We start from the raw sequence: 15,010 nt of genomic DNA, 5'->3' as shown, positions 1-15,010 counted from the left end.
TCGAGCTTGTTTTCTTAATGCAAAGGCATGCCGACCATCGTCGGCTCAGTCTGCCGGTCGGCCGGAACGGTGGACAAGCGAAAGGCCCGGATCGGAGCTTTGCCCCGAGCCCGAGCTGTCTTCGACCCCGTGGGCTTTACGCCCACGGGTCGATCTCACCCACCACCTGTACCTCGTCTCCGTCGATTTCATCGGCGGGGACGGCGCCAAAGGTTCCATCTCCTGCCTGGAAGACGACGATCGAGACCATGAGCGTGGCGGCGAGGGAAGCGGCGAAGGCGTGAGCATCTTTGCGGGACATCTGTTTGGCTCCTGTCTTGGAGGCGGAGGACCATCCCCCGCGCGACAGGACCCCGCAGGCCCGAAGACTGGCTGACATCACCGGGTGCGTTCGGCTCGTCCGAATCCACCCGGCGGCACGGGCTCGCCCGTAGTCCGACCCCTCGCGGGTTGATCTCGAAGACGGGATTCGGGGCAAGGAAGGGAATGGCGAGCGGGGGATGGTGCGACGGCTGACTGGAGCCGGGTGTCCCGCTGATGCTATCGCTGCCAGCCTCCCGGCAGACATTTGGTACCAGAGCTAGTTTCGTGTTGGATTGGACCCTATGGTGCCCCGCGATCTCGCGGGAAAGAGTCGTGATGGGTGAGAGGCCCGCGCTTTGGCGGACCCCTTGGATTCTACATGCTTAGGCGGCAAGTTCCGCATCCCCTGCCCTATCGCCGCCCTCGCTGCCGACGATCTCGAGCCGCGCGTTGCGATAGCCTTCTCTGGCGATCCAGAGTTCCGCAGCCGTGACAGACTCGGCCAGGTGGAGCAGCTCCGTGCAGCCGCCAAAATCCACCAGGACGCGCACCTGTCCGGGCTTCGGTTCCTCTGCTACCTTGAAGGTCAACGCACTGTCAGCCAAATGCGTTCGCATGATGGTCACGAGTATGACCCCGTCCGAGGAGAAGTTCCCCTCGTGCAGCGTGAACGACGCCGGCGCCGTCCAGGTTGGATAGGCTCGCGGCGGCTCCTTTTTGACGAGACGGCCGACGCCGTTCGAGCGTTCCCAGGCCGCGAGCTTCTTCGTGAACCGCGCAGGTGGTTTCGGACTGTTGTCGGTGTAGCGAATGAGCGCGCCCAGGGGCGCGGTGTCGAGAATGGTGGTTGCAGACATGATTCCTCATCCTGAATGCGTCACTTTGCATTCATCATATTGATATTGTTGTATTTTATGTGATTGAGGGCGGGTTTCCCCGCCCTCGGATGGTCCAGATCACTCCGCGGCCATCATCGATGCTTCATTGCTCGGCAGCTCAGCGGTGAGGAAGGCGGGAAGGTCGACATCTTCGGCCTGCTCGGAGCCGGGAACGGGCTCAGACACCCCCTGCCCGTCTTCGGCATCGAGCGCCGCCAGGTCGTGACGGCGAAGAACCTCCGGCAACCAGCCGCTGCCTTTCAGCAGACGCTCGGCTTCGGTCGCCATCTCGCCCTTCTTCAAATGATCGAGGAGTTGCGCCGTCCCCTCCCCTTTCGCCTCGCGCACGGCCTCGAGGATCCGGGCCTTGGGCACACGGTTCAGATAAGTATCGACCGTCGGCTCCCAGCCCGCCTCGACCATGTCGAGTTCGACCGCCTGTGCGACCAAGTCGGACTGTGTCATCCGCTTGGTCAAACCGCTGGCGGAGATACCGGCACCATAAGGGTTCACCTTCTCATGGAGCGCGTTGATCCCGAAGCTGAGGCAATGCGCGAGTAGCGACAGCCGGCTCGCCTGATCGAGGGAAGCCAGGTAGTCCCAAAGAACGGCATCGTCGCCGAGCGGCAAGTCGGCCTCCCACTCGGCGTGGCGATCATCCACCAGCTTTGCCACCACGCTATCCTTCAGATCGCTCGCCTGCGCGGACATGTAGACGTGACGCACCGAGGCCTCAAGGCAGCTGCCGGCCGAACTGGACGTCCGGAAGGTGTCATTGACGAGCTTCAGGAGCAGCAGCGTCAGGGCGACGTCAGGAGAACGCCCGACAGCTTCCCGCAGTGCCAATGTCCGGTGCGCCGTCAACTCCATGATCAGCCGCTCGGGCAAGGGCTTCAACGCACCATCGTCCTCGTCGTCGGGCATGTTCGCGCCAAGCATTTGACCGGCAGAGGTGATCACCGTGCCATGGCCGATACCATCTACTTTGCTCCCCGTTGAAAGCTCAACGCCCTGCCCGTCTGCCGCCTGTTCACCGCTGTGGACGTCTACGTCTGCCCGAGGTTCATCCTCGGGCCGGACAAAGCCCCGATAAACTGCAAGCTCGCCATAGCGATCAAGCGTCACGAAGGCCCCTGCCCTCGCGATCTCCTCCGCGTCGAAGATCAGCGGCCTGGCCTCGAGCTTCTCCATCGCGACTTCCAACTCGCCAAGACGCGCGTCGATCTCTTCGGGGAATTCATCCTGGCCCTCGTATTCCTCTTCGAGCGCTCGGTATTCGGCAAGCAGTTTGTCATGGGCCGCGCCTTCGTCATCCGTCATCGGCGCCGGGTCTCCGCTCAGCCGCCGCAAACCGTGGCTGTAGCCATAGGGCAGGTCGAGCGAGACCTCGATCCATTTCCAACCTTCGGTCGCGATCGCTTCGGCTTCAGCCTGAAGCTTCTCGCTGACCTGACGATCCAGCAGGGCCGGGTCTTCCAGCCAGCCGCCGTCATCGCCCTGGAAGAGGTCATGCAACATGGTGCCACCAGCCGTCTCGTACGCCTCGACGCCGACAAAGACGGCCCGACGGTCAGAGGCGCGTACCGAGGTTTCCGTCAGCATCCGCCGGATCTGATAGGGCTCCTTGTTCCATGATGACTTGATCGCATCCCAGACCTGAACCTGGCGCTCGTGATCCGGATTGACCGTGAAGGCCATCAGCTGCTCCAGCGTCATCTCGTCCTCGGCATAAAGCTCGAGCAGGGCAGGGGCCACGGCTGCGAGTTTCAGGCGCTGTTTGACCACCTGCGGCGTGACGAAGAAAGCGGCTGCGATCTCCTCATCGCCCTGACCCTTCTCCCGCAGCGCCGCGAAGGCGCGGAACTGATCGAGCGGATGCAGGGCAGCGCGCTGCATGTTCTCAGCGAGTGAGTCGTCTTCGGCGAGGATGGTGGAATTGGCATCCCGCACGATGCAGGGGATGGGTGTCGTCTTGGCCAGACGCTTCTGCTTCACCAGGAGCGAGAGTGCTTGGAAGCGCCGGCCGCCAGCGGGGATTTCGAACTTGCCGGTCTCGGACCCGTCATCCGCCAGAATGGGCCGAACGCTCAGGCTCTGCAGCAACCCGCGGCGGGCGATGTCTTCGGCCAGTTCCTCGACCGAGATGCCGGCCTTGATGCGCCGGACGTTGGACTGGCTCAGCACGAGCTTGTCGAAGGGAATGTCCCGGGACGGGGACAGGGTGACTTTCTGGGCAGATTTCGCCATCAGATCTTCTCCACGACGGGCGCCGGAAGCCACTCTTCCGTTCTCACTTCCCGTCACCCCTTTCACAGCCCATCTCTCCCTCTCAACATGTCCACCGCGGTGGACATCACGCAGTTGCTGCCCCAGAATGAGAAAGCCTCTCCAACAACAGTGATGGGTTGAAGTCAGTTTCTCTGCGACCGAGCGTGATGCTGTGGAAATACGCTCCAAAGTCTCGGATGCGATTGCTCATCTGGAGAATTATGAAGATGGCGCATGATGCTTTTTGAGAGCCTATCTTCCTAGCAGCCTTTTCGAAGGTGCTTTCGTGGATTCCCATCATTGGAGCGAGCGTTCTCGCGTGGCTTTCGACATCGTGCCAGTTCCTAAGTGTGTTGGTTGCGAACGATGTAGCCTGGTCACAAACGCTTGTGAGCGTTTGCAGGGGAAGTGTTTCGCTGTTGGTCCCGCTTTCTAAATCTTTTTGTTCTTTTTTAGACTTAGAATGGTGGCGGACAGTTTGCCCGTCATTGGCGGGCAGTTTCATTGTTTCTGGTGCGTCCACCGCGGTGGACATCTGTTTGCATTGAGCCTCCAGTTCGCCGAGCAAAGCACGATACTCCGCGATCGAGAGCTTCCTCCGAAGAACTCGGCGTACCTGATGAGTGAGTTCGTTCTCGGGGTCAGCTTCGTCGATCTGAGCAAGTTTGGTTAGGATTTGCTTTCGCAAAAACACGCGATCCCGACGAGCGTTTTCCATCGCTTGGGCTGTCGCAAGTAGTTCGCCGGCACGCGCGAGCAACGGAGCCAGCGACAAGCCATAGCTAATGGACTGACCTTCGGAGGACTTCACTCGGTATCTCTTGCGATTTGGGCTGTCGTGGCGCTTCATGAAACCGAGTTCAACAAAGCGATCGATGTGCCTACGGAGGGTTCGTTCATCGATCCCGCCAACTCGACGGCAGATCTCGTCGTTGGAAGCGAAGACTGTGTCTCCATGCCCAGGCTTGAGAAAGCTCAGCATCGCTTGGAGCGTTTGAACATGTCCTGGACGGAGACCGAACAGGCTGCGAGTATCTCTGAGCGCGCGGAAGACTGCCCAGATGTCGGTTTCAGGTGTTGACGTGGCGGGAGTGCCCTTGCCGACGCCAAAGGTCTGAACGGAAAGCTTTGTGAATGCCATGTTTGTTGAACGACGACCGTTGCGGCCCACAACTTCCCCGGCTCTTCCCGCTGTGTTTGGCGAGAAAAGGCAACAAAAAGACGTCCACCGAATCGGTGACTCTTGACCGGTATGTCGGAGATTGCTACATCACAGGTGCTAATCAGATGATGAGGGCTCTCCGGGGGAAACCTTGGGGGGCTCTTTTCTTTTTGGTCTTCGCCTTTCTCCTCTGCTCGTGTTTTTGGTTATGACCGGGGATCAGCTCCCCGAGCCTCTCTCATTCTGCCATTGTTCAAAAAGCTCTCGCAGCGTGGTTTCCGCGCGCTCTTCGAGCCATTGGCCGAATTCCGGGTTGTCCTTGCGGGTGATCTTGATAGCGATCGACTTGCCATCGACTGAAAGTGTGCCGACAGGGCTACCACTATTGTCCTTTACCACGGTCGTTTGGCCACGGGCGCTTTGGTTGGCTGCGCTACGCGCCTTGCTGGAGCACGCAACATAGACGGCTTGAAACTTGTCCGAGCTTGGAGTGGTGTCAGGCAGAGAGGCAAGTGTCTCACGCGCAATGTCGACAAGCGGAGCCTTCTCTGAAAGTGCAGCAAGATCACCCCATTGCCGTCGACCTACGCCATGAGCCGGTCCGATAAGCCGGACAAGTTCGTCAGGCAGCTGCTCAATGACTACACGATGGTTCGACACACCTTGCCGGGTGAGGCCTAGGGCATCCTGAATGACGCCAGGCTTGTAACCGGCCTCCTGCATCTCTTTGATAAAAAGAGATTTTTCAATGAAGGACGGATCCAGCCGCAGGTTGTTTTCCTGACCCTGCGCGATCAGAGAAGCATCATCATCGAGCGTTCGAACGATCGCTTTGACGGTTCCACCAACTCTTCGAATGGCTGCAAGTCTGCGACGCCCGTAGATGATGCGGTATCGATCCGGTTGGTCAGAGGGGCGAACCATGATCGGCACTTGCTGACCATGCTTGCGAATGCTTTCGGCGAGGTCTTCAATGCTACTATCTTCCAGGATCAGGCGATCCCGGAGACCATCCATATCGATCCGGTCGGGTTCGATATCTCGGATTGAGTTGGCAGTGATTTCCCGGAGAGAATCCCGCAATCCGCCAACCGAGCCAGGTAGCTTCGAGGATTTGACCGGGGCAGGGGAGGGGGCTGCCGACTCTTTCTCGTCTTTCGGTGGCTGGTTGAAGATATTTCGAGCCATCAGCGACGCCCCCATGCCATTTGGATTGTCTGCTCCAGCTCATCGGCAACGCTGTTCACGCTGGTCAAAGCCCGATCAATGGTCTTCCGAATGAGCTGGCTCGGGTCTACCTCGTAGATGGTTTGCTGAGTCATGCCGGCGTCAGAAATGGCTGTCGACTTCAGCATCGGTTCAGTCATGACTTGGCCCGCGAGGATTGAGCGCAGGTACCCGGCCATTTGCGTTTGTGGTCCGTCCGACGGCTCGTAGCGTGTGATCAGGAACTTTACGAAGTCCCAAGTGACATGTCGTCCAATCGCCTCTTCGACGGCTTTGACCGTTTCCGAAGCGAGTTTGAGGAACTGGCTCATCGAAGCGATGTCGAGCATGCCGGGGACGACCGTCACGAGTAAGCCCGTGGACGCTGCCAATGCTGTCAATGTCAGGAAGCCCAACTGCGGAGGGCAATCGATCAGCACGATGTCATAGTCTGAGTCGACTTCCTCTAGCGCCAGAGCAAGACGCTCTGCGAAAATCGGCTGAACCCTGCGCGCAAGGGCATTCGCTGTTTCGGTTTCGTACTCGGACAACATCAAGCCGGCCGGGACCATGTCGAGCTTGTGGAAGTATGTTTTCTGGATGACCTCCGAGAGCGGAACTTGATCATCGTATCTCAATGCGTCGTAGATTGTGCCGCCTTCGGCAAATTCGAGCTCAGGCCGGAAGCCGAAAAATGTCGTCAAACTGGCTTGTGGGTCGAGGTCCAGCACAAGCACGCGGTAGCCACGAAGGGCATACCTGTGTGCCAAATGGATCGTCGCTGTTGTCTTCGAGCTGCCGCCTTTGAAATTCACGACCGAAATGACCTGAAGACGGTCGCCGTCTCGGCGGCCAGGTCTGTACGCGTCAGCATTTTTGCCTGTCCGCGCCAAAATGTTGCGGAGGTCGTCAACTTCTTCGGCTGTGTAGAACCTATGACCACGACCGTCAGTGTGAACTTCTGGGAAGCTGCCCTCTTTGTGGCGGTTGCGCAGGTTCGACGTACTAACGCGCAGCAACTCGGCGACCTCGGTCGAGCTGAAGCGGCGCAAGGACTTGCGTTCTTCTGGCTCGAACGCAACTTTCATCTGCCGGTCAAGCGACTCAGCAAGACTGTCTGCGAATGCTCCGATGTCGGAAGAGCCTATTCCTTGCGCGTAGCCCGTATTTCGATCATCCATGTTCTGCCGCCTCTCATGGCCTTTGCTAAGGCTCTTTGTCGTTCTGACGGTCGAAGCCGCGTCTGACGCGTTTTGCCGTCAGTATGGAGATGCCACGAACATCTGAGTCCGGCAAGAAGAATCTAAATGTAGTGGAAAAGTTATCCACAGCACCAATTTGGCCGCGTGGGGCCTGTGCTGTATAACGCATTGATTAATAACGATAAAGACCGAATCTGGCGAGGTTGGTATCCTTCGAGATATTTTCTGCTCGCGCCAACTAACCCCAAGGCTTTGTTGGATATTTAGGTAATCTTAGTCCAATTGAGGCGATGATTCTGGAAGATTTTGGCTGAGCGACAAGAGTAGTTTGCCGACCATTGGGCCTACAAAAGGCCGAGACGCTCTGCCCGCTCCAGCAGCATTCTGACTGAGGAAGGCTGCCAGCTGGTGCGACCGCGAGGGGTGCGCTCACGCATGGATTCCAGTCGGTCGCAGATTGCCTGCAAGGTGATCTCGGGGTCAGCACCTTTGATTGCGGCGACAATCGCGGGCAGGCGATCGTCGGTTTCGCGACGTCCAGCGCGTCCAAGCACTTCAGCGGGCAGGAATCCGTCCGCCACGTATGCCTTCACGGCGCGGAGCAGGCGGCTTTGCGTCCAGCGCCGATCATGGGGCAGGGGGCCATTGATGATCCGCAGGACGTCTTCCCAAGCCATATCGGGGCGCAAACGGCGCACATGGGGCACCCAATCCTGCGCAGTTTCGTTCAAGCGCTCCATGTAGCCGTCCTGTCGCGCCAGCCGCACCTTGCGCAGCGCTTCAGGGTCCTTGGCGCGAAGACCTGGGTTGCCGCCGACGCGGCCCTTTGAGCGTGCCGAGGCAAGTCCGGCTTTGGTACGCTCGCGGATCAGAGCGCGTTCGAACTCAGCCGCAGCGCCCAGAACCTGCAACGTGAACTTGCCCTGGGGCGAGGCAGTGTCGATCGGGTCCTGGAGCGAGCGGAAGAACGCCCCCTTGCCCTCCAGTTTTTCGATCACCTCAAGTAGGTGCGACAAAGACCGCGCAAGCCGGTCGATCCGCACGACGACCAGCGTGTCGCCCTTGCCAATCCGCTCCAGCACACGTGCAAGCACGGGCCGCGCGCGATTGCCGCCCGAGGCGTGCTCTTCAAAGATCTCGGCGCATCCCGCAGACTGCAGTGCCTCAGACTGGGGCAGGGGGGTCTGATCCTCGGTGGAGACGCGCGCATAGCCAATCAGGGGCATGAAACTGGGCCGTTTGCAATTTAATATATCGTCAATAAACGACCGTTTGCAAACGAATGCAAGCAAGTGTTCTCTCGTCGTGCTGGCGTACAATGCCTTGGTTTCCTTGCGCTGAGCGCGATCTGAGAGGTTCCGCCGGCAGTCGCGTGCGCATACTATATAAAGGGTACATGCAGCGGCCACAAAAATGCTTGGGTAATGTGCAAAAGAACGGTATTTTGCATATATGAAGACCCAACCATCTGCATTGACTAATGATTTTGATGACCCCCTCATCACAATCGAGGAGGATGAAGAGGCTCACGACGAGGATCTCTGGTTTCTGCCTGGGCCACTCGAGGAAGAACTGGATGATTTGCCTCCTGGGCCACGGGCGGAACCGCCAGACACTGCTGTCATCGAAGACTGGGCAAAGGCAGAAGGCATTCACGCTGCGCGACTGGCACGGGTCGCTGGACGCCTGGGTGCTCTGGATGACCGGCTGCTGCGCGGCCCGGAAGGCTGGCGGCATCGGCTTGCTCTGATCGAGGCAGCGGACCTTAGCTGGTTCGCAGGGGATCGGGTCAGTGCTGACCGCCTGGCGCTCTGGATATCGATGCGGCTCTCGGGCGCACAGGATGACCAAAATGCCCTTGCAAGAGTTGGATGGGCTGTTCGGCGCCTGGCAGGCGGTCCCGGACCAAAAGCTGATTTGGCCGCCTTCCTGGATCGCCGCGATCCCGAGAACATTGAAGACAGCGCTGAGCGTTTCGAAGATCGCGCGGGCGGATGGCTGGATGTAATGACAGCCGCAGCCGAGCTCCACCCAATCACCCGGGCTTGCATGGGCTTTCATCTCTGGAGTCTGGCGGGCCTCGGACAGCACGGAGACCAGATCGAAGCCGCCGTCACCGCGTCCAGGGTCGCGGCCTGCGACGGAAGCGGCGCCGTCTTCGCGCCGCTGGCTATGGGCGGGGCAGGGGGGCTGCGTGGCTCGGGCACGCCTACCGAACGCTTGGCCCGCTGGTTGGATGGCATGAACAGCGCAATTCTGACGGCGATGCGAACACTTGACGATATTGAAGCGTGGACGGGTCGGGCAGAAAACGTCATGGCGCAATTGTCTGGCCGCACGCCGCTTGCCTTGCGAAGAACTTTCTCTCAGTGGCCCTTGGTCTCCGCCCCAATGGCTGAGGCCATGACCGGAGCCAGTCGCGCCGCCGTTCAGCGCAATCTGGCGTGGATGGAAGAAAACGGTTTGATCCGCGAAGTGACAGGGCAGGGGCGGTATCGAATGTGGAAAGCGACAGTCTGACGGATCGTCCAGTGATGGATTCGAAATTTTTGTAGTTAAATACAAAATCTTAATGGATGTCGTGTGCGCTGTATATGCAACTTGAAATCGCGCTATGGCGCGCTTCGCTCAGCGATTGGCGATTGGCGATTGGCGATTGGCGATTGCGTCGGTCTGGTCTATTTGAAGTCTGATTGAACCTATGAATTCATTTTTTCTTTAAAGCCCGTCATCGAGTAGCTCGCGGTATTGAAAGCGGCGATACGACGTTCCCAATCACAGCCGCGGTTCACCTTGCGATTTTGACTCTCGTCGCACCTAAACTCAGCACTGACCGAGATCAGGGTATCCGCGGGCCTTTTGAACCACCATCGCTGCAACGCCAGAATCGACGCATGATGGATCACAGGTATGAACGCAACGATGCTCGCTCCGGAACTGGCCCAATCTGGGCTAACTGCAGCCGAGGCGAAGGCGCGGTTGGCCGCTGACGGACCCAATGTGTTGGCGACGGCAAAGCGAAGGTCTCCCTTTCGCATCGTATTGGATGTACTGAAAGAGCCGATGCTGGTTCTGCTCCTGGTCGGGGGCGTGGTTTATCTGCTGCTTGGAAGCAGGGCCGAAGCGCTGATCCTGCTGGCCTTCGCCTGCATGTCCATCGGTATCACAGCGGTGCAGGAGGCTCGCACCGGTCGAGTTCTGGAGGCGTTGCGTGATCTGTCCAGCCCCCGCGCACTGGTGATCCGGGACGGTGCGCGCCTGCGTATCGCGGGGCGTGAGGTGGTGCGCGGTGACCTGATCGTTCTGTCCGAGGGCGACAGGGTGCCCGCCGACGCGATGCTGATCGAGTCCGCGGACCTGTCGGCGGACGAGTCCCTCTTGACGGGCGAGGCTGAGGCCGTGCGCAAGACGGTGGGAGCGGGAGGGGCCGATGTGCGTCCGGGCGGCCACGACTTGCCGCAAGTGTTTGCCGGCACGCTGATCGTGCGCGGATCGGCGCTGGCTGAGGTCACAGCGATCGGCGCTGAAAGCGAGATCGGCAAGATCGGCAAGAGCCTGAGCCAGATCGAGCCCGAGACGCCTCATTTGCAAAGCCAGATGCGGCGCCTTGTGATTGCCATGGCTGGAATAGGCATAGGCATAAGCGCAGTCGTGGTAGCGCTCTACGGTTTCTTGCGCGGCGGCTGGCTGGATGCCCTGCTGGCCGGGATCGCGGTCGGCATGGCGATGCTGCCCGAAGAGTTTCCGATGGTCCTTGCGGTTTTCATGGCAATGGGGGCCTGGCGCATTTCCAAGGCCCGGGTGCTGACGCGCCGCGCCTCCGCCATTGAAGCTTTGGGGTCGGCAAGCGTGCTGTGCACCGACAAGACCGGGACTCTTACCGAGAACCGCATGACAATTGTCGCCTTGCAACTGGTCGATGGCTCAGCCCACCAGATTGCAGGGAAAGTGCCCTTGCCCCCCGCCTTTCGCGAGCTGGCCGCGGCGGGTGTCATGGCCTCGGCACCCAAGCCGTTCGACCCGATGGAAGTGGCGTTTCACGCGCTGGCAGCCGATGACCTAAGGGAAGGTGAGACCTTGCCGGGGGCTGGGCGGACTCTGATCCGCAGTTATCCGCTGTCGCCCGATCTTCTGGCCATGTCGCAGGTCTGGCAGGCCGAGGATGCCTTTGCCATAGCTGCCAAGGGCGCACCCGAGGCGATTGCCGATCTGTGCAAGCTGGAAGCAGATCAGCGAGTCGTCATCTCGGCACAACTGGACGCGATGGCCGCCAAGGGTCTGCGCGTGCTGGCTGTGGCCGAGGCGTCATGGCCAGCCGGGCAGGACCTGCCCGAAACGCAGACCGGGTTTGCCTTTCGACTGCTGGGCCTCGTCGGTCTGGCTGACCCCTTGCGTACCTCGGTCCCCGCTGCCGTGGCTGAATGTCGGACGGCAGGAATTCAGGTTATCATGATCACCGGGGACCATCCGGTCACGGCGCGCGCGATTGCGGCCGAAGCGGGGTTACCCGGCGATATCGTGCTGACGGGGGATGATCTGTCGGCGATGTCGGAGGATGACCTTGCCACAGCGGTCACGACCGTAACGATCTTCGCCCGCATCCTGCCCGAACAGAAACTGCGTATCGTCAATGCGCTAAAGGCCAAAGGCGCCGTAGTGGCGATGACCGGCGACGGGGTGAACGATGCGCCCAGCCTCAAGGCCGCCGATATCGGCGTGGCGATGGGCGAACGTGGCACGGATGTTGCGCGCGAGGCGGCGTCGATTGTCTTGTTGGACGATGATTTCGGCTCCATCGTCACAACGGTACGGCTGGGCCGACGGATCTATGACAACCTGCGCAAGGCAATGAGCTTTATCATCGCCGTGCATGTGCCGATTGCGGGTCTTGCGCTGATGCCGCTGCTTTTTGGCATGCCGCTTTTGTTTGGCCCAGTGCATATCGCCTTTCTGGAGATGGTGATCGACCCTGTCTGTGCGCTGGTCTTCGAGGCCGAGCGCGAAGAGGACGGCGTGATGCAACGCCCGCCGCGCCCTGCGGATGAGCCGCTGTTTTCCTGGCCCACAGTGGTCTGGAGCCTGTTGCAGGGCCTGATGGTGCTGGGGATTTCAGGCTCTGCTGCTTGGTTTGCGCCAGGCTACGGCCTTGATCCCGATCAGGTGCGCGGACTGGCGTTTACCACGCTGGTTTTCGGCGTTGTCGCGTTGATCCTGATCGATCGGTCCAACTCCAATTCGATCTTGTCGGCACTGCTGCGGCCGAACAAGGCGCTAGCCGTCGTGCTGCCGATTGTGGCGTCGCTGCTTGCGGTGACATTCCTTTGGGCTCCGGCCCGGGATCTGTTCGGTTTTGGCGTCCTCGGAGGCATCTGGCTGGCCGTGCCGCCCTTGGCCGGGGTCGGGGTTCTGCTGGCGCTGAAAGCGCTGAAGCCGCTTTGGCGCATGGTTCTGAGCGCGCGTGAACAGGCCGAACGACCAGGGGTAAAATCCTAACCGGCTTGATGGCAGTGCAGGGCGAGCTGCTCTGCGGTCTGTTCCCATTGCCGCTAGAGTTCGACCCGTCGCAGCCGCAGTGCGTTGGTGATGACTGAGACCGAGGAGAGGCTCATCGCCGCCGCGGCAATCATGGGAGACAGGAGCAGGCCGGTGAGCGGATAGAGCAATCCTGCTGCGATCGGCACGCCAAGCGCATTATAGGCGAAGGCGAAGAACAGGTTTTGCTTGATGTTGCGCAGGGTGGCGTGGGCCAGCTTGCGCGCCCGAACGATGCCCATCAGATCGCCGCCGAGTAGGGTGATCCCCGCGCTTTCCATCGCCACGTCTGCGCCGGTGCCCATGGCGATGCCAACGTCGGCTGCCGCCAGGGCGGGGGCGTCGTTCACCCCATCGCCCGCCATCGCGATCTTGTGACCGCCCTTGCGCAACTGGTCGATCAGCGTCTTCTTGTCTTCCGGCAGGACACCCGCGCGCACGTCATCGATGCCGAGTTCGCCCGCCACTGCCTCTGCCGTGCGTTCGTTATCACCGGTAGCCATGATAACACGCAGGCCCAGAGCATGAAGTTCCTTGATCGCCTGCGCGGTGCTTTCCTTGATTGGATCGGCTACCGCAACGATGCCCGCCAGCGCCTCGTCGACCGCGATGAACATCGCCGTCTTGCCCTCGGTGCGAAGGGTGTCGGCCCTATCTTCGGCAACGCCCGTGTCGAGCCCCATGTCCTTCATCATCGCCGCATTGCCGAGGACAACTGCGCGCCCGCCGATCTGTCCGCGCACGCCTTTGCCGGTGACAGCCGCAAACTCGGCGGCCTCTTGCCGGGCGGCGCCCGCCGCCTCGGCCCCCTCCACGATCGCTTCGGCCAGCGGGTGTTCCGAGCCGCGTTCCAGCGCCGCGGCCAGCGACAGTAGCTCGGCCTCTGTGATAACGGCAAGCGCCACCATATCGGTCAGTTTCGGCTTGCCCATGGTCAGCGTGCCGGTCTTGTCGACGATCAGTGTGTCGACGCCCGCCATGCGTTCCAGCGCCTCGGCATCCTTTATGAGCACGCCCGCCTGCGCTCCGCGCCCCGCCGCCGTGGTGATCGAGATCGGGGTCGCCAGCCCAAGCGCGCAGGGGCATGCGACGATCAGCACCGACACGGCGGCCGCCATTGCAAAGACCAGCACGGGTTCCGGGCCGAAGATCATCCAGAGGGCAAAGGCGAGGATCGCCACCCCGACCACGGTCGGCACAAAGACTGCCGAGACCCGGTCTGCCAACCCCTGGATCGGGGCGCGCGACCGCTTCGCGTTCGACACCATCGCCACGATCTGCGCCAGCACTGTATCCGCACCGACCTTGCTCGCTTCGATCACGAGGCTGCCGTTCCTGTTGATCGTGGCCCCGGTCACCGCATCGCCCGGACCCTTTTCCAACGGCATCGACTCGCCCGTCAGCATGCTTTCATCCAAAGAGGACCGCCCCTCGATCACCACGCCATCGACCGGGATCGCATCGCCGGGTCGCACACGCAGGCGATCGCCCTCCACGATGGAGTCCAACGGAACGTCGCTTTCGGAGCCATCTGCCTCGATGCGCCGCGCGGTCTTTGGCGCGAGGTCAAGAAGCGCTCGGATCGCATCGCCCGTGCGTTCGCGCGCCCGCAGTTCCAGCACCTGACCGAAAAAGACCAGCGCTACGATCACGACGGATGCCTCGAAATAGGTACCGACGCCATCGCCCGTTCGGTATTGTTCGGGGAACAGGCCCGGCAGGAAAACCGCAAAAAGCGAGTAAATATAGGCCGCCGCCACGCCCAGCGAGATCAACGTCCACATGTTCGACGCACGGTTGACGATTGACGCACATCCACGTTGGAAAAACGGCAGTGCGGCCCAAAGGACGACTGGCGTCGCGAGCGCAAACTCAAGATAGCCCGCGGTCTTAGCCCCAAGCCAGTCGCGCACGGGCAAACCCACCATTGGCCCCATCGTCAGCACGATCAGCGGGGCAGCCGCCGCCACCGAGATCCACATGCGGCGGGTGAAGTCCACCAGCTCGTGGTTTGGCCCGTCCGTCGGCTCCATCGGTTCCAGCGCCATACCGCAGAGCGGGCAGGCACCGGGTGCGTCCCGAAGGATCTCGGGGTGCATCGGGCAGGTGTACTGGACCTCGGCCGGGGCGGTGTTAACGGGCTGGTCAAGCCGGCAAGTGATATGCGATGGCGGATCGGCCTTGAAGGTCGCCTGACATTTTTCTGAGCAGAAATGATATGTTTTGCCGTCAAACGTCTCGGACCGAGTGTCAGGCTTCAGCGCAACGGTCATCCCGCAGACTGGGTCGACGTCAGCAGACCCGGTGTCCGGGTCGCGCTCCAGCTCAGAAAGATCGTCGTCGGTTGGGTCCCGATGGTCTGTTTGCGGATGGGTGGGGGACATGCAAAGCTCCTTGAGTTTGCTTGAGCCCGCACCAGCAGCCTGATGCGGTTTCACGAATTGCCCGCGCCCGCCTTT

The 15,010-nt window shown here is 60.7% G+C and carries 11 protein-coding genes; 2 read left to right on the top strand and 9 right to left on the bottom strand.

Going from position 1 to position 15,010, the window contains the following annotated elements; genetic code table 11:
• Positions 1-136 precede the first annotated feature (136 nt).
• The 7 genes from KTQ37_RS14410 to KTQ37_RS14380 all read right to left on the bottom strand — a co-directional run bounded on the left by KTQ37_RS14410 (position 137) and on the right by KTQ37_RS14380 (position 8,245).
• The gene (locus KTQ37_RS14410) at positions 137-301 is read right to left on the bottom strand and encodes a hypothetical protein (RefSeq protein ID WP_008335988.1); all 165 of its coding nucleotides are present in this window, start codon (positions 299-301) and stop codon (positions 137-139) included.
• 385 nt (positions 302-686) lie between these two features.
• Entirely contained in the window at positions 687-1,160 is a 474-nt protein-coding gene (locus tag KTQ37_RS14405) for a hypothetical protein (protein ID WP_218631220.1), read from the bottom strand.
• 99 nt (positions 1,161-1,259) lie between these two features.
• Positions 1,260-3,428, bottom strand: a complete 2,169-nt coding sequence (locus KTQ37_RS14400) for a ParB/RepB/Spo0J family partition protein (protein WP_218631219.1) — start codon at positions 3,426-3,428, stop codon at positions 1,260-1,262.
• A gap of 106 nt (positions 3,429-3,534) precedes the next feature.
• Positions 3,535-4,590 (bottom strand): plasmid replication protein RepC, encoded by a 1,056-nt coding sequence (gene repC / locus KTQ37_RS14395; protein WP_218631218.1) that lies wholly within the window; start codon positions 4,588-4,590, stop codon positions 3,535-3,537.
• Positions 4,591-4,830: 240 nt separating this feature from the next.
• Complete coding sequence (gene repB, locus KTQ37_RS14390; RefSeq protein ID WP_236021242.1) at positions 4,831-5,799, bottom strand: plasmid partitioning protein RepB; 969 nt, start codon at positions 5,797-5,799, stop codon at positions 4,831-4,833.
• A complete protein-coding gene (gene repA / locus KTQ37_RS14385; RefSeq protein ID WP_218631216.1) occupies positions 5,799-6,998 on the bottom strand; it encodes a plasmid partitioning protein RepA in 1,200 nt (399 codons plus the stop codon). Before repA ends, repB begins: the two co-directional genes overlap by 1 nt.
• 365 nt (positions 6,999-7,363) lie before the next feature.
• Entirely contained in the window at positions 7,364-8,245 is an 882-nt protein-coding gene (locus tag KTQ37_RS14380; RefSeq protein WP_038073824.1) for a recombinase family protein, read from the bottom strand.
• A 226-nt stretch (positions 8,246-8,471) separates the two neighbouring features.
• Here KTQ37_RS14380 and KTQ37_RS14375 point away from each other — a divergent pair, with 226 nt between their 5' ends.
• On the top strand, positions 8,472-9,539 hold the full coding sequence (locus KTQ37_RS14375; protein ID WP_218631215.1) for a helix-turn-helix domain-containing protein: 1,068 nt from the start codon (positions 8,472-8,474) through the stop codon (positions 9,537-9,539).
• A 179-nt stretch (positions 9,540-9,718) separates the two neighbouring features.
• Here KTQ37_RS14375 and KTQ37_RS16785 read toward each other — a convergent pair whose 3' ends face one another.
• Positions 9,719-10,057, bottom strand: coding sequence for a hypothetical protein (locus tag KTQ37_RS16785; protein ID WP_236021245.1), 339 nt, complete (start codon positions 10,055-10,057; stop codon positions 9,719-9,721).
• Between KTQ37_RS16785 and KTQ37_RS14370 the strand changes: the two genes are divergently transcribed.
• Complete coding sequence (locus KTQ37_RS14370; RefSeq protein ID WP_236021244.1) at positions 9,942-12,512, top strand: cation-translocating P-type ATPase; 2,571 nt, start codon at positions 9,942-9,944, stop codon at positions 12,510-12,512. The genes KTQ37_RS16785 and KTQ37_RS14370 overlap by 116 nt on opposite strands.
• A 53-nt stretch (positions 12,513-12,565) precedes the next feature.
• On the opposite strand, the gene KTQ37_RS14365 is transcribed toward KTQ37_RS14370, so the two are convergent.
• Entirely contained in the window at positions 12,566-14,935 is a 2,370-nt protein-coding gene (locus KTQ37_RS14365; RefSeq protein ID WP_268921095.1) for a heavy metal translocating P-type ATPase, read from the bottom strand.
• Between the last annotated feature and the right edge of the window lie 75 nt (positions 14,936-15,010).

The sequence above is a fragment of the Sedimentimonas flavescens genome (assembly GCF_019264375.1).
Taxonomy (GTDB): domain Bacteria; phylum Pseudomonadota; class Alphaproteobacteria; order Rhodobacterales; family Rhodobacteraceae; genus Rhodobacter; species Rhodobacter flavescens.
The sequence above is the reverse complement of the archived record's forward strand: the minus strand, read 5'-3'. Positions and strand labels throughout refer to the sequence as shown.

Bases quoted from the DNA above. Each gene is read 5' to 3' on its own strand.
- KTQ37_RS16785 (WP_236021245.1), bottom strand. From the start codon at position 10,057: ATGCGAAAGGGAGACCTTCGCTTTGCCGTCGCCAACACATTGGGTCCG.
- KTQ37_RS14400 (WP_218631219.1), bottom strand. From the start codon at position 3,428: ATGGCGAAATCTGCCCAGAAAGTCACCCTGTCCCCGTCCCGGGACATT.
- repA (WP_218631216.1), bottom strand. From the start codon at position 6,998: ATGGATGATCGAAATACGGGCTACGCGCAAGGAATAGGCTCTTCCGAC.
- KTQ37_RS14370 (WP_236021244.1), top strand. From the start codon at position 9,942: ATGCTCGCTCCGGAACTGGCCCAATCTGGGCTAACTGCAGCCGAGGCG.
- KTQ37_RS14365 (WP_268921095.1), bottom strand. From the start codon at position 14,935: ATGTCCCCCACCCATCCGCAAACAGACCATCGGGACCCAACCGACGAC.
- repB (WP_236021242.1), bottom strand. From the start codon at position 5,799: ATGGCTCGAAATATCTTCAACCAGCCACCGAAAGACGAGAAAGAGTCG.
- KTQ37_RS14375 (WP_218631215.1), top strand. From the start codon at position 8,472: ATGAAGACCCAACCATCTGCATTGACTAATGATTTTGATGACCCCCTC.
- KTQ37_RS14380 (WP_038073824.1), bottom strand. From the start codon at position 8,245: ATGCCCCTGATTGGCTATGCGCGCGTCTCCACCGAGGATCAGACCCCC.
- repC (WP_218631218.1), bottom strand. From the start codon at position 4,590: ATGGCATTCACAAAGCTTTCCGTTCAGACCTTTGGCGTCGGCAAGGGC.
- KTQ37_RS14405 (WP_218631220.1), bottom strand. From the start codon at position 1,160: ATGTCTGCAACCACCATTCTCGACACCGCGCCCCTGGGCGCGCTCATT.
- KTQ37_RS14410 (WP_008335988.1), bottom strand. From the start codon at position 301: ATGTCCCGCAAAGATGCTCACGCCTTCGCCGCTTCCCTCGCCGCCACG.